At 63.2% G+C, this 13,232-nt stretch carries 14 protein-coding genes; 9 read left to right on the forward strand and 5 right to left on the reverse strand.

Features of this window, described 5'->3' with window-relative positions; genetic code table 11:
* The 4 genes from AAF481_17335 to AAF481_17350 form a co-directional block, all read left to right on the forward strand.
* Positions 1-233, forward strand: a 233-nt coding sequence (locus AAF481_17335; GenBank protein MEM7482941.1) for a transposase, incomplete at its 5' end; no start/stop codon positions are given.
* Positions 233-607: a hypothetical protein gene (locus tag AAF481_17340; protein ID MEM7482942.1), complete on the forward strand. Its 375-nt coding sequence runs from the start codon at positions 233-235 to the stop codon at positions 605-607. The genes AAF481_17335 and AAF481_17340, both read left to right, overlap by 1 nt.
* A gap of 106 nt (positions 608-713) precedes the next feature.
* Complete coding sequence (locus AAF481_17345) at positions 714-971, forward strand: hypothetical protein (protein ID MEM7482943.1); 258 nt, start codon at positions 714-716, stop codon at positions 969-971.
* A gap of 92 nt (positions 972-1,063) precedes the next feature.
* Positions 1,064-1,480, forward strand: coding sequence for a DUF4279 domain-containing protein (locus AAF481_17350; GenBank protein ID MEM7482944.1), 417 nt, complete (start codon positions 1,064-1,066; stop codon positions 1,478-1,480).
* A gap of 653 nt (positions 1,481-2,133) precedes the next feature.
* Here AAF481_17350 and AAF481_17355 read toward each other — a convergent pair.
* On the reverse strand, positions 2,134-2,838 hold the full coding sequence (locus AAF481_17355) for an IS3 family transposase (GenBank protein MEM7482945.1): 705 nt from the start codon (positions 2,836-2,838) through the stop codon (positions 2,134-2,136).
* A gap of 76 nt (positions 2,839-2,914) precedes the next feature.
* Entirely contained in the window at positions 2,915-3,745 is an 831-nt protein-coding gene (locus AAF481_17360) for a hypothetical protein (protein MEM7482946.1), read from the reverse strand.
* A gap of 597 nt (positions 3,746-4,342) precedes the next feature.
* Between AAF481_17360 and AAF481_17365 the strand changes: the two genes are divergently transcribed.
* From AAF481_17365 to AAF481_17375, 3 genes are all read left to right on the forward strand, one after another.
* A complete protein-coding gene (locus AAF481_17365; GenBank protein ID MEM7482947.1) occupies positions 4,343-4,492 on the forward strand; it encodes a hypothetical protein in 150 nt (49 codons plus the stop codon).
* A gap of 30 nt (positions 4,493-4,522) precedes the next feature.
* On the forward strand, positions 4,523-5,215 hold the full coding sequence (locus AAF481_17370; GenBank protein ID MEM7482948.1) for a MarR family winged helix-turn-helix transcriptional regulator: 693 nt from the start codon (positions 4,523-4,525) through the stop codon (positions 5,213-5,215).
* 72 nt (positions 5,216-5,287) lie between these two features.
* Complete coding sequence (locus AAF481_17375) at positions 5,288-6,091, forward strand: hypothetical protein (GenBank protein MEM7482949.1); 804 nt, start codon at positions 5,288-5,290, stop codon at positions 6,089-6,091.
* A 24-nt stretch (positions 6,092-6,115) separates the two neighbouring features.
* Here AAF481_17375 and AAF481_17380 read toward each other — a convergent pair whose 3' ends face one another.
* Positions 6,116-7,468 (reverse strand): trypsin-like peptidase domain-containing protein, encoded by a 1,353-nt coding sequence (locus AAF481_17380; protein MEM7482950.1) that lies wholly within the window; start codon positions 7,466-7,468, stop codon positions 6,116-6,118.
* A gap of 188 nt (positions 7,469-7,656) precedes the next feature.
* Between AAF481_17380 and AAF481_17385 the strand changes: the two genes are divergently transcribed.
* Positions 7,657-7,884 carry a hypothetical protein gene (locus tag AAF481_17385; protein ID MEM7482951.1) on the forward strand — a complete coding sequence of 76 codons (228 nt, stop codon included), beginning with the start codon at positions 7,657-7,659 and terminating at the stop codon, positions 7,882-7,884.
* 31 nt (positions 7,885-7,915) lie between these two features.
* Here AAF481_17385 and AAF481_17390 read toward each other — a convergent pair whose 3' ends face one another.
* Complete coding sequence (locus AAF481_17390) at positions 7,916-10,195, reverse strand: lipopolysaccharide kinase InaA family protein (protein ID MEM7482952.1); 2,280 nt, start codon at positions 10,193-10,195, stop codon at positions 7,916-7,918.
* Between the two features lie 186 nt (positions 10,196-10,381).
* Positions 10,382-11,875 (reverse strand): Rne/Rng family ribonuclease, encoded by a 1,494-nt coding sequence (locus AAF481_17395; GenBank protein ID MEM7482953.1) that lies wholly within the window; start codon positions 11,873-11,875, stop codon positions 10,382-10,384.
* Between the two features lie 228 nt (positions 11,876-12,103).
* On the opposite strand from AAF481_17395, the gene AAF481_17400 reads away from it, so the two are divergent.
* The gene (locus AAF481_17400; GenBank protein MEM7482954.1) at positions 12,104-13,231 is read left to right on the forward strand and encodes a DUF5694 domain-containing protein; all 1,128 of its coding nucleotides are present in this window, start codon (positions 12,104-12,106) and stop codon (positions 13,229-13,231) included.
* The last annotated feature ends 1 nt before the right edge of the window (position 13,232 follow it).

The raw sequence follows: 13,232 nt of genomic DNA on the forward strand, positions 1-13,232 counted from the left end.
AGTTCCGAGACGAGTGCCTCAACACCCACTGGTTCCTGAGCTTGGCGGATGCTCGCCGTCTGATCGAGGCCTGGCGTCGGGACTACAACCAGGTACGGCCCCAAAGCTCGCTCGACGGCGAACCGCCAAACGAGTACGCTCGGGACTTACAGAACTCGTGCTACCAAAATGGTCAGCAGGTCAGCACCTCAAGGGTTGTCTGGAATGACGGCACGATCAAGCAGGAGTTTTGATGATTCAGAAGAAACAAACGACTAGAAAATTACATGCGCGAGTCTTGGAATTGTGGCCCGAAACTGTAGATCTTGCCGGCGCCTACCGGACAACCGGCGAAGGGGTCTTCTTCCCGGCACTTGCTAGGTTGATGGGTGAACTGAATTTTCAATACTATGAGGACGAGCCTTTTGATGCGGCGCTGTGGGCGTTCTCCAAGATTGTCCAAAGAGAAGCTAGGCGTCTCTCAATGATGAATGAGCACACTCTGAAACCAGGCCAATTGTCATTCGAGGAGTTTGAGTCCACTTTACGGGCAGACCTCGATACAGACGAATGGAGACCTGTTTTGGAAGATGTGGCATTCTCAGGTAACCTTGATGGGAGCGGATAGCCTCACTCTTCCACATGCATGCATTGCCGTCAACAACTTGCACCACGGGTCGGGGTACAAGTTGAGTCTGCGAAGGAACGTAGGGACTTGGAGACAAGCGCAGAGAATGAACTACTTCATCACGGACGACGAGCCGACGGCGCCGCCTACTAACCCTTTTGGCGAGCAGGTCGGCTGGGTGCAACCCTCCGACGAGCGCATGCGGTTTACTGGGCATGAGCGGGACCTGCATGGACCGGGGCAGTTGGATGACCTCGACTACATGCACGCCCGGTATTGCAAACCCATGACGGGGCGGTTATTGAGTGTGGACCCTATGGACCGAAATCCCCGGAATCCGAAGAGTTGGAACCGCTACGGCTAGGTAATGGGCAATCCTCTGAAGTACACAGAGCCTCCGTGATTTCGGCAAATCAAAATATGCTTATAGATAGATCCGATACGAAAAAGGAAAAAATGGCTATTGAGATCAAAGTCAGCTTCAGAATTATGGGACACGACATTGAACCCAGAGAAATATCACACCTCCTTGGTCTCGAGCCAACTATGTCTCACAAGCGCGGCGACGTTCGCATCGGAAGGACTGCTGAGCGCTACTCAGCGTACTCCGAAGGTCTTTGGTCGTGGTGTCCGGATACTGCCAAGACTGCCCCCTTGGCCGATCATCTCCGTGCCTTGATAGATGCTCTAGAGGCCAAGGAGGAAGCGCTGCGGCAGCTGCGGGGAATGGGCTTGCGAACGGATGTCTTTATTGGCGTTTTCGGTTCCGACGGTAACTTCGGATTTGCTCTGAACTCAGAAGTTCTTGAGCGGTTAGGACAGCTGAGAGTTGCTCTCGATTTCGATATCTATGACGTTTATGCGGTCTCGTAATGGAGCTGCTCCGGCCTGCACCGTTCTAGTATTGCCCTGACAGTCGCATTCCTGCGGGCTCGCCTAAGCCGCGTAAGCTTGCACGGATCGATGGACAGTTTGGTTAAGGGGTAGTAGCTCGTTCCGTCATCACCGAAGAAACGGGGGATATCGTTTGCGGTGAGGAGACTGAAGTAACTGATGAATCCATAGAGAGTTCAAGACCTGACAGCGGTGCTGCCGACAGCGTCTTGGCTGTTCTGGGCTGGCTGTTGAGAGCTACACCTCCGCAGGGTATTGCGACTCCTGAGATGATCCAAGATCTCGCCAACACACCCGGAATGGCGACTATCCGGAATCAAACTGAACAGGCTGACTGCGCGCCTGGTCGGTACGGGACCGACTATCAGTACAGTGAGCTGCTGACAACCGGAAACGCAACGGGCCAGGCTGTCGGTGGATTTGTTGCAGATATAACGCCGGTCGATGGGGGAATGGCCGTGGTCAATGCACAGAACAACCTGGGTATTGGAATCAGCTACCCGTCTGCCAAGTAGAGGAAATCTGAGGTGCTCCCCGCAATTCGGTCCAGTCTTCAGGCGAGAGACTTGGCCGTATGACCCGACCCCATTGTTTGGACAATGAGTTCTGAGAAAATTCTCGGTCTTTCGTCCTCAGTGACCCGCCCAAGTGAGCAGCTGCGCAGCGTATTGCGCCGGAGCCCTTCCCTGAAGCGAAGCGTGAGGCCGACTCTCATTGTACTCGTGTCGCCAGGCCTTCAAGGCCCGACGCGCGTCTTCTAGGTCGATGAACCAACACTGGTTCAGGCACTCATCCCGGAGCTTGCCGTTGAAGCTCTCGATGTAGGCGTTCTCCACGGGGCGGCCAGGTCGGATGAAGTCCAGCGTCAGGCCTTGGCTCCAGGCCCAAGCATCGAAATGGCGGCTGGTGAACTCCGTGCCATGGTCGACCGTCAGGGATTCAGGTGTCTCCCGCTCGCGGATCGCTGCATCCAGGATCTTCGTGACCTGGGCCGCAGGAATCGACGGCGCGGCGTGGAGCGCAACACACTCCCTGGTGTATTGGTCGATGACCGTCAGCACACGAAACCGACGACCATCGTGCAGGCTGTCCGCCATGAAATCGAGACTCCAACGCTCGTTGGCTCGCGTGTATTTCGGCAACTGAAGCCGAGTCAGGCAGGCCGTACTGAGGCGAAGCAGCTCACCCGCCTCCAGACCGCCGTATTTCTTGCGCCATCGGTAGAAGGTCTGCTGACTGATGCCGTGCTTGCGCAACAATTCGGACACCTGGATCCCAGCCTCTGCCTGCCGAAGAATGCTGATGATCTGCTCCTCGGAAAACCGTGACTTTCGCATCGAGTTTCTCCCTTCCATGATTGTGGGAGTTTTCTCATTATGCCGCGTCCAGTTTCTGGGGCTCACGTCAGCTGCGCTACGGGCTGCTGTCCTCGAAACGACTCTTGACGGGTTCGACCCTGAACCTCTGGCTCCACCCTTCGGACACCAAGAGGACATCGCCACTCGGCAACCACCTCGAGCCTGCCGGGCCTGTCGGCAACTCAAACCTTCCGATGATCTCGGCCTCACCCTTTTCGTCCCGGCGCGGCGCATGCACTACCGCGTAGCCATCTCGCTGCAGAAGATCCACCACCCGGCCATCATCGAGAAACCAGGGCTTGAGAAACGCGTCAACGATCTCCGGCGCAAGGGTCGCCTCCCCTCCAGGCATTGGGTACCACGCTGCCAGAACAATCGGTCCTGAACCAAACATCTCCTCACGCCGGCAAAGCACCCAGAAGCCACCCTCGACGACCTGGAACGTCTGTACTTCCACACAGTCGTAGGGCAGCTTCAGCTCCGTCACCTTCGCTCCCTGTTTGCCTTCTGGCTGCACCACCGAGAGCTTGCCGTTCCAAAGCAGCCATACGAAGAGTTTCCCGGCCGCCTCGCGCACCTGAGCCCAGTTCGAGCCACCCAGGGGATCGAACTCCCCTCGAAGACCTCCGAAGCTCCAACTCCATTCGCCCTGTGTTTTCCCGACGCGACCTACCTCAAAAATCCCGAAGTCATCCTCCGGAGGGAGCCGAAACCCGATCCACCACCTACCGTCCTTCATCAAATTCACCCCCTCCCACTCCCCCTCCACCTCGCTCGCTCGAAAAACCTCCTCCAGACCACCATCCTCGCTCACTTCGAAGATTCTCGTATCACTCTGCACGTCGTGAGCATCCTTCGGCTTCTCCGGAATCTCGTTGAGGCTCACCCGCAACCGGCGGCCCGGAACGATCCACGAAACACCCTGAACCAAGGCCTGAGGAAACGTCCATTCCCTCACCACCGCGCCGTCCCGGCGCAGCTCCACCTTCGAGACCTTCCCATCGACATCCATCCAAGCCGCCACCGCCGGACCTTCATCGGACCAATCTGCCCCCGAAAGACTCCAATCCCCCGCGCCCACCAAGCGTTCTGGCTGTCCTGCTCGAGCTTCGGCACCGACCACTGCGAGCGCGACGACGAGTGCCGCCCAAATTCTCTTCTTCGACATGTTCTGTCCCTCCTAGCAACTGCCGTTGCGGTCCCTTGAACTTGGCTTCGTCATGCTCGCACAGTACTCCACTAGTTGTCCGTTGGCCTTCCCGTAGACCAGGTGGAGATGATGACCCGTCGAGAGCGCGGTTTGATACCCCATGAACCTCCCAATTTCTCTGACACCCCATGGACCTCCGCGCCGGTGGACATCCATTCGAGACCTTATCGGAGCCCTTTTCTTCTGGATACCCCATGGGAGGTGCCCTCCGGACGGTTTGACAGTGGGTTTTCTCCTGAGGGTTCATGACAGTTTCTTGGGAGGTTGCTGCCCATGACCGTCGGTGCTGGCAGTGCTCTGGGTGGGTGTTGCACCGGCGCCTATCAGGACTACACCTTCGATCGGTTTGGCAATATCGGAAAGATCCTCACCCTGCAGAACCACGTTTCGCGGACGCGCACCGACGCCATCGACTTGACCTGACCGGCTTCGGCAAATAAGTTAGTAGTCCTAATGAAAAGTCCCTCGGGCCGGCAAGCCACGACCACGCCCTTCGATCCGCCCGGTGAGCATCTCGACCGACGGCTGGCGGTGGGGCTGGCGAAGATCGCCACGGCCCTGCGCCATCGGGCCTGGCGGGAGGGCTACGCGGCCGATCTCACGCCCACCCAAGGCCAGGTTCTGCTCCACCTGCGGCGCGATCCAGAGGCCTCCCTGGCGGAGATCGCGGAGGGCCTGGGAGTGAGGCCGCCGACCGCCTCGGAGGCGGTGGGCTCGTTGGTCGACAAGGGGTTGCTCCACAAGGGAAGGCGGCCCGACGACGGGCGAATCCTCGCCCTCTCGCTGACCGCCGAAGGTCGCGCCGAAGCCGAACGCGTCGAAGACTGGCCCGAGTTCCTGGCCGAGGTGCTGGCGGAACTCACCCCCACCGAGCAGCGGGTGCTGATGAGCACCCTTCAGCGGTCGGTCCGCCTGCTACAGCAGCGCGGCGCGATCCCGCTGGCGCGCATGTGCTCGACCTGCACCTACTTTCGGCCCCACGCCCATGGGGATCCTCGGCGCCCGCACCACTGCGCCTTTGTGGACGCCCCCTTTGGCGACGGTGACCTGCGCTTCGACTGTTCCGATCACCAACCCGCCGCTCCGACCGACCAATCCGCGGCCTGGCAGAGCCTGGCGGTGAACTCGTCCCAACCCGACGCCTGAGCACTGCTTCCTTCTTTCAATGTCCGAGGCATGCTCACAACAATTAGGACTCATAACAAAAAGGAGCCATCCATGTTGATCCCCTTCACCCGTTTAGCCGCTCTCCCATCGCGCATCCTTCGCGCCAGCCTGGCGATGTTGCTGGCGGCCTCAGCACCCGTCTCAGCCGGTGGCGAGAGTGCGCAGACGCTGCCCATCGCCTCCAAGAGCACACCGCCGGCCGCCGGACCGAATCTCGAGATCACCGCCGCCTCGGTACGCTATCTCGCCGATCTCGACCTGCTGGTGTTCGAGCAGAAAGTACGCGGCAAGGCCGGCGCCACCGTTCCCGAAGCGCGGGGACAGCTCGACGGCGCGCCGGTTTTGGGCTTCGTCTTTCCCACTACCCTGGCCCCTGCCGACGTCGGCTTCTCCGGCGCCGAGGGCACCGTCGCCTTGGCTCTGACCTCTCATCCGGACTTTGACGACACGCCCCTGTGGGACGAAAACGGCAACCGCGACTACGGCGACGACGGCATCGTCTTCCACACCCACTGGGTGCTCCTCGGTGCCGACAATCGGGTACCGGGCGGCCTGGCGGTACAGCAGTTCCCGGCGGCAGAGATCGCCGAGCGCCTGCCGCCGACCCATCCCGGTATGCCCCTCTACCTCGACTCACCGGGCTTTTCTGCGGTCCTGCGGGGCAACACCCTGCGGATCCTCGTGCCGGCGCAACGGGTGGGCAACCGGACTGACTTTCGGTTCGACGCGGTGAGCGCCTATATGGAGGTTTCGCAGTCGCCGGACACCCCGATGCTGGGTGTTTACAAGGTGTACGGGGTGCTGTCCGGAGACCTCTCCCTACCCTACGAGGTCAAGCACTCGAAGAGTCGGTAGCGCATCTTTACCCGCCGAGAATTCTTACAGAGGAAAGCTGAGGTTGTAGGCATACCGCCCACGCACCACTCTGAGGAGCAAACCGCCACGCTCCATGCCGCGCAGCACCTCGCGGCCCAGCTCCTCGGAGCGGCCGGTGCCCTGGCCGTTGGCGGCGACGATGAGGTCGCCGCGCCGCAGGCCGCGCTCGGCGGCGGGAGTGTTGGGCAGAACCCGAGTGATCACCAGACCGCGGCGAGCGCCGTCGTCCACTGCCAGACCAATGCCGCGTTCGAGAAACCGCAGGCCGAGGCCACGCGGCGGGCGCTCGGCGCGCAGCTCAGCCTCGACGGTGCGCTCGCCGCGTTTCAAGGTCATGGCCAGCGGTTCGCCGACCGCCACGGAGTAGAGCGCGGTGGTGAGATCTTCGCGGCTGTCGGCCGGCCGCGGCGCGGCGCCGACCCGGCCGGCGGCGACGATCACGTCATTCGGCTGGATGCCCGCCTCGGCCGCCGGGGAACCGGGATAGACCTTCGCCACCAGCACGCCGCGATCCGCCGCCAGGCCGCGGCTCTTCGCCATCAGCGGATCGATGGAGAGAAGCCGCAGGCCGGTCCACAGCGGCTGCAGCTCGCCGAAGCGCAAGAGATCGCCGACTACCCGGCGCACCCGATCGGCAGGGATGGCGAAGCCGATGCCGTTGGCGCGCTCGATGATTGCCGTGTTGACCCCGATCACCGAACCGGCCAGGTTGACCAGCGGACCGCCGGAGTTGCCCGGGTTGATGGAGGCGTCGGTCTGGAGGAAGTCCGTGTAGAGGGCCTCGCCGCTCTCCGCCGCCACGGTCCGGCCGACGGCCGACAGCATGCCGGCGGTCACCGTGTGGGACAGGCCAAAGGGGTTGCCGATGGCGACGACCGTTTCGCCGATCAGCAGATCGTTGCTGGTGCCGAGGGGGACCGCCGGCAGATCGCCGCCGCCGGACACCTTGAGCACCGCCAGATCCGAATCCCGGTCGGAGCCCAGCACCTCCGCCTCCAGCTCGCGACCGTCGAGGGTATTGACGACGATGCGCGAAGCACCGTCCACCACGTGGGCGTTGGTCACCACGATGCCGTTCGACTCGATGATCAGCCCGGAACCGAGGGACTGGGAGGGCCGGGCGCGAGAAAAGTAGCGGCCGAAGAACGGGTCGACCTGACGCACCATGGCCTCGGCGGAGATGTTGACCACCGCCGGGGAGACCGACTCCACCACCTCGACGACGGGCGTGCGGCGGACACCCTCCACCGCACTGGGGGGAACTCCCTGAGCCAACCCCTGCACCACCCAAAGGGACACCCCTCCAAAAACGACGAGAATACTGAGGGCTCGGAACCAAAACGGACGAGAATTCATGATCGGTGCTCACGGAAGGTAGGCGATATCGGCATCACGAAGACTTCCAACGCGCGGTGACTCGCTCCGCATTCCAATTCTTCCCGCCGGCGGAAGGGGAGCACCGCCGGCCACGCCGGGAGTAAAGGGTAGATGCGCTTAGATGTATAAACGCTAAGACCCAGGAGTGCTCATGCTAGGCTGCTGCAATGAGCGGTCCCAGTGAAGAGCTGCTCGAACGACTCGGCATCCTGGCCGAACTGATTCTCTCGGCTCATCAAGTCCCGCCGGAGCGCGCGGATCGCATCCTCACCGAGCTGATTTCGGCCGCCTGGTACAAATTCGATCGCATTGACGATCCGGAGTCCTGGTTCGTGTCGGCCCTCCACGACGCCCTCGGCTTGTCGTCGAGCGGCATCCTGAACGAAGAGCCCTAGGCCGGTCTGCAGATGGGCGCCGCCGGCTCGACTACTCTTCGACTGCCAGAAAAACCGGCGACGGGCCCAGGCTGATCTTCCCTCTGCCGAGTTGCAAGGGCTTTCCGCCACGATCCATGGCCGAAACCACCGCCGCCGGCAAGGCCACCTCGCTCTCGCCGTCTTTCGACCAGGCGATGATTCCGCTCGTCCCAGAGCCGCTCTCGTAGCGCAGCAGGCAGGCGGGATCCGCCGCCGGCAGGGGCCCTAGCAGGCGGCCCCCGCGCAAGTGCCGCTCCAGGAAGGCGAGAGCCTCGAAGCTCGGCCGGCGCCGCAGTCGGCCGGACTCCGGAGAGACCAGCCCGTAGCCCCGGGCGATGAGTTGCCACCAGTAGATGCGCTCCACCCATCCGGTGCCGAAGGCGAGGAGAAAGTAGCGGCTGAGGAAGTTGGCCTGGGTTTCCTCGTCGACCGACACGCCGCGGCCGGCCGGCGAGTGCGGCCCCTCCCACAGCGGCCAGTTGACCTCCGTCACCCAGGACCGGCCGCGGCAGTTGCGGGCGGTTTCCGCCAGGGCCTTCAGGAAGGTGACCTTGCCGGCCGTGTCGAAACCTATCTGGCGATTCTCCGGCGCGCCGCGGCGGTCCACGTAGAGCAGGCTCGCCAGGGCATCGAAGGCAAGGTCCGTGTGCCGCCAATTGAGGGCGGCAGCGGTGGCGTGGATCTCAAAGTCGATCACTCCCGGGCCGACCACCTCCACCCCCGGGCGGCGGCGCAGGATGGCGGCGGCGATCTCTGCCAGGCGGTAGAACTCGCGCAGGTTCCACACCCCCCACTTGCTGCGGTTGATCGCCTGGCCGATCTGGAAGGAGCGACCGTAGGGACCGAACTGCTCGGCGATCCTTTCGATGGCGTTGCGCCAGCGCTCCGGATCGCGCACCAGTTCGCGGTTCTGCGGTAGCGAGAAGGTCAGGTCGTAGCCCTCCTCGGCGAGGGCGCGGGCCAGGGCCAGCTCCTCGGAGTGGTCTTCCTGCCAGGGATGGAGGCGAAGGAGCACCCGGCGGACTGCGAGATCCCGTACCGCCGCCAGCAGGGCTTCCGGCGCCGCCGGCCAGGGTCGCAGGCAGACGCCGGCGCCGGGCCACTCCACCGGCTGGTGGTAAAGCTCGCGGACCAACTCACGGTAGCGCTTGCGGGCCGCCGGCAGGACCGTCGCCGCGGTGCGCGCCTCGGCCGCGTGTTGAGGAAAATCGCCCAGCCGCGCGCCGAGCTTTTCGAGTTTGCCGGCGTGCTGGTGGGGCTGGTCCGAGAGGTGATCCCAAACCACCTTCTCGCGCGTCTCAGCGGCCGGATCGGCAGCCGGAATGTGGGCGTGGGCGCTGCGCGGCAGCACCAAATCGCGCAGCCACTGGACGATCCCTCGGGTGCGCTGGCGCACTGCATTCTTGGTGCGATTCTTGGCCAGGAAGGCGCGCTGGTAGGTGAGGTAGAGCCGGCGTTCGGCGGCGGAAGGCTCGCGGCCCCAGTAGCCGGTGAGAAAGGTCTCTTGATCCTGCGGCCGGAAGATCATCAGGCGGCAAAGATCGCGCGACCTCTGCGCCTTGCCCGGCGGCTTTCCGACGCGGGCGCGGTTGAGATCGATGATCCAGAGGGTCGGGTCCTCGCCGCTGGGGTTCTTATTGTCCCTCTCTTCGATCAGCACGTTGCCGCTCGACATGTCCCGGTGGCGGATGCCGGCATCGTGCATCCGCCGCAGGGTCCGGCCGAGGGCCGCCAAAAGGCGCTGTGGATCGATGGAGGGGAACCCTTCCGCCGCCGTGCCCTCATTTAGAGCCCGGAAGAAGTATCGCGCTTCGACGGTGTCGGCCAGATGCCGGCAAACGAAGTAGGACGGCCCGTCCGGACGCTCGGACTCGGCCAGCAGAACCGGTTGCGGGGTGGCCACCCCCGCTTCGAGAAAGGCCCAGGCGGCCCGCCAGCTACGCTCCGCCTTGCTGCCCTTCCAACGCCGCTCGGCGCGCTGGCGCCGGCTCTCGTTGCGGAACTGCTTGACGACCACTTCTACCGCCTCGCCGCCTCCGGTCACAGCCGGGCTCGGGAAGAGCGTCCGGTACAGGTAGTTGCGGCCCCAGTGCACGGTCTCCGAGCCGGCCGGATCGATCAACTCACCGAGGGCGCGGGCCAGTTCCCCGTCGTCCACCGGCCGCCAGGAGGGCAGGATCTCCCCGCGAAAGGCGTTGCCTTCGGAGACCTCGACGGCGAAGGGCTCCACCGCCTCCAACGTCGAGGGCTGGCCGGTGTCCTTCTCCACGGCAACCTCCGGCTCGGACACGGCCACCTAGCCTGCCTTTCGCGCCAGCGACCGTAGCGAGAGGCCGTAGGTCGTTGAAGCTGCAAGGCATCCGCGGGTTCTGCGATGAAGGCGTACTCGCAGTACGTTGAAGAGCAGGTTCCGCGGATAACGCAGCAGATTCAGTGGCATATGGCCTCGCAGTAGGTTGCTGGTGAGAAAGGCAGGCTAGACCTCCGTCAGGTTGAAGTTTTCCTGATGCAGTTCCGGATCGCTCTGCAGCAGGATCTGGCCGCCGACGGTGCGCTCGATCTCGGACAGGATCGCCCGCTCCTCCCCCTGCAGCGCTCCCGCGACCTCCGGATGCACCCGCAACAGCAGCTCCGAACCGGTGCCGGCGCCGATGGTTCGCAGTATTTCGCCGCGGATCTTCAAGCAGATGGTCGCCAGGGACTGGATGCGGCCGGAGCCGGAGCAGTGCGGGCAGGGCTGGGTCAGCAGGCGCTCGAGATTGGAACGGCTGCGCTTGCGGGTGATCTCCACCAACCCGAACTCGGAGATCGACAGCACCTTGGTCTTGGCGCGGTCCTTGTGCAGTTCCTCTTCGAGCAGGGCGAACACCTGGTCGCGGTGCTCCTGTTCGATCATGTCGATCAGGTCGATCACCAGAATGCCGCCGAGGTCGCGCAACCGGATCTGCCGCACGATCTCCTTGACCGCTTCGAGGTTGGTCTTGAGAACCGTGTCTTCCAGATTGCGCTGGCCGACAAAACGGCCGGTGTTGACGTCGATCGCCACCAGCGCCTCGGTGGGATTGATCACGATGTAGCCGCCGCTCTTCAACCACACCTTGCTCTTCAAGGCCGCCTCGATCTGGCTTTCGATGTCGAAGCGGTCAAACAGCGACTCGTCCTGCCGATAGAGTTTGACCCTGCTAACCAGGGCGGGCTGCACCTCGTCCAAGAACTCGACGATGCGCTCGTAGGTCTCCTCGCCGTCCACCCACAACACGCTGAAGTCCCGGCTCACCACGTCGCGCACCACCCGCAGGGCGAGGTCGTGATCGCGGTGTAGCAGAGTGGGCGCCGAGACCTTCGTCGCCCGCTCACGCACCCGGCTCCACAGGCCGTTCAGGTACTCGATGTCGGCCTCGAACTCCTCTCCACCCTTGCCTTCCCCGACGGTGCGCACGATCAGGCCGCCGCTCGCCGGCGGCAAGCCCTCCAGCAGTTCCAGCAAGCGGGTACGCTCGTCCTCGCCCTCGATCCGGCGGGAAACGCCGAAATGCCGCACCGTCGGCAAGAGCACCAGGTAGCGGCCGGGCAGGGTGACGTGGGTGCTCACCCGCGCGCCCTTGTTGGGGAGCGGATCCTTTACCACCTGCACGATGATCTCCTGGCCGGCCCGCAGCAACTCGTCGATCGACGCCTGCTCCGTCGACGAGAGATCCGATACGGCCTGCCGCGCCAGGTCGAGATCCTCCACCGCCTCGACGTTGTCCACCACATCGCTGACATAGAGAAAGGCGTCGCGCTCCAGCCCCATGTCCACGAAGGCCGCCTGCATTCCCGGCAGCACTCGGGTGACGCGCCCCTTGTAGACATTCCCCACCAGCCCGAGGTGACGCTTGCGCTCAACGAAGATTTCCGTCAGGCGATCGTCCTCGAGCACCGCGATCCGCGTTTGGTGAGGATCGCTCTCGACGAGCATTTTGTGGACCAAACCGCTTCCTTTCTTCCCTTTGGGAGTCCGGCGGCCCGCTCGTTGTCCGCCTACCAACGAGGATTGTATCCGCCGGGTCCCTCAACCCCAGACCTTGGTTTTCATTCGAACAAAACTGGACCAGACTCGACACCTGGTGCAGGCTGCCTGGCTTGCCCGCCTCCAAGTCATACTGAGTGCCGCTACGTACGTTGTATCGGCTCCTCACTGCCGCATCCGGAGATTCAGATGCCCACGGTTCGCTCCTACATTTTGCTCCTCGGCCTATTGATCGCCTCCGCTCTGCCCGCAGCGCCTTTCGATCCAGCGGAAATCGAAGTGACGGTGTTGGGCGTGAACCATCTATTGCAGGGAGGCCTCGAGTTGCCGTCGAAGGCGATCGACGATGCCCGCGAAGCGCTGGCCGAATTCGAGGCCGATCAGGTGGTGGTGGAGTGGCTTCATCCCTCGATCGACCCCGCTACGACTCACAACTACAGGCCTCTCGGTGACCCCGAAACCCTGGCCCGCCTCTGGGGGATCGACCTGGAGACCCTGGAGGACCAACTGCGGTCGATCCGCGAACTGCTCTCCACCGGACCGAAGAACACAACAGCGGCCCGCCTCCACCTCGGCAAACTGACGTTCCTGGCCGGCGACCCGGCGAACGCCGCCTACCAGTGGTGGCGCGCAGGTCGCTTCGGTGCCGACGTCGAAGAGTTGGGCCGCCTCACCCACGGAAACTTCGCCGGCCACGAACTCGAAGTCTTCGGCTTCCACCTCGCCGAGCGATGGGGCCTGGAAGAGGTCACCCCCTTTGACTACCAGGGCATCGATGCGGACTGGGGCAAGACCTACTCCGAGATGATGCGCCGCGCTCGTGAAATCGCCCTTGAACAGGTTCTGAATCTGTCGCCCAGTGATCCCTCCTGGGAAGAAGAGGAGGCGCGCTTCGATTCTCTGCTCAACAGCGACACCGACGCCTGGATCGACCGCTACGGCGGCGACCAGCGCTTGCAGCAGCTCCCCCGGCTAGCGAACTTCCGTCGCGAGATGAAACAGCTCTTCGGCGACCGGGCGGCGGATTTCGAAACGGCGACGCTGGGGTTCATGCAGACCACCGAAGCCAACGATGCGAACCGAGCCTCGTACTACGACTACCTGTGGAACCTTCCCATCGCCAACCTCGGGCGGAAAGTGGTGATCAACTATGAGCAGCGCAATGAAAGGATGGTCGACTTCATCGAAGAGGATGCTCGTCGATTGGGCTCGAAGCGCATCCTGGTGATCGTCGGCTTCGGCCACAAGACCTTTCTCGACACCATTTTCGAGCACCGCGGGTATCGCGTGGTGCCCTCCTCCCGCTTCGTGAAGTAGG

It is taken from the genome of Acidobacteriota bacterium (genome assembly GCA_039030395.1).
Lineage (GTDB): Bacteria > Acidobacteriota > Thermoanaerobaculia > Multivoradales > JBCCEF01 > JBCCEF01.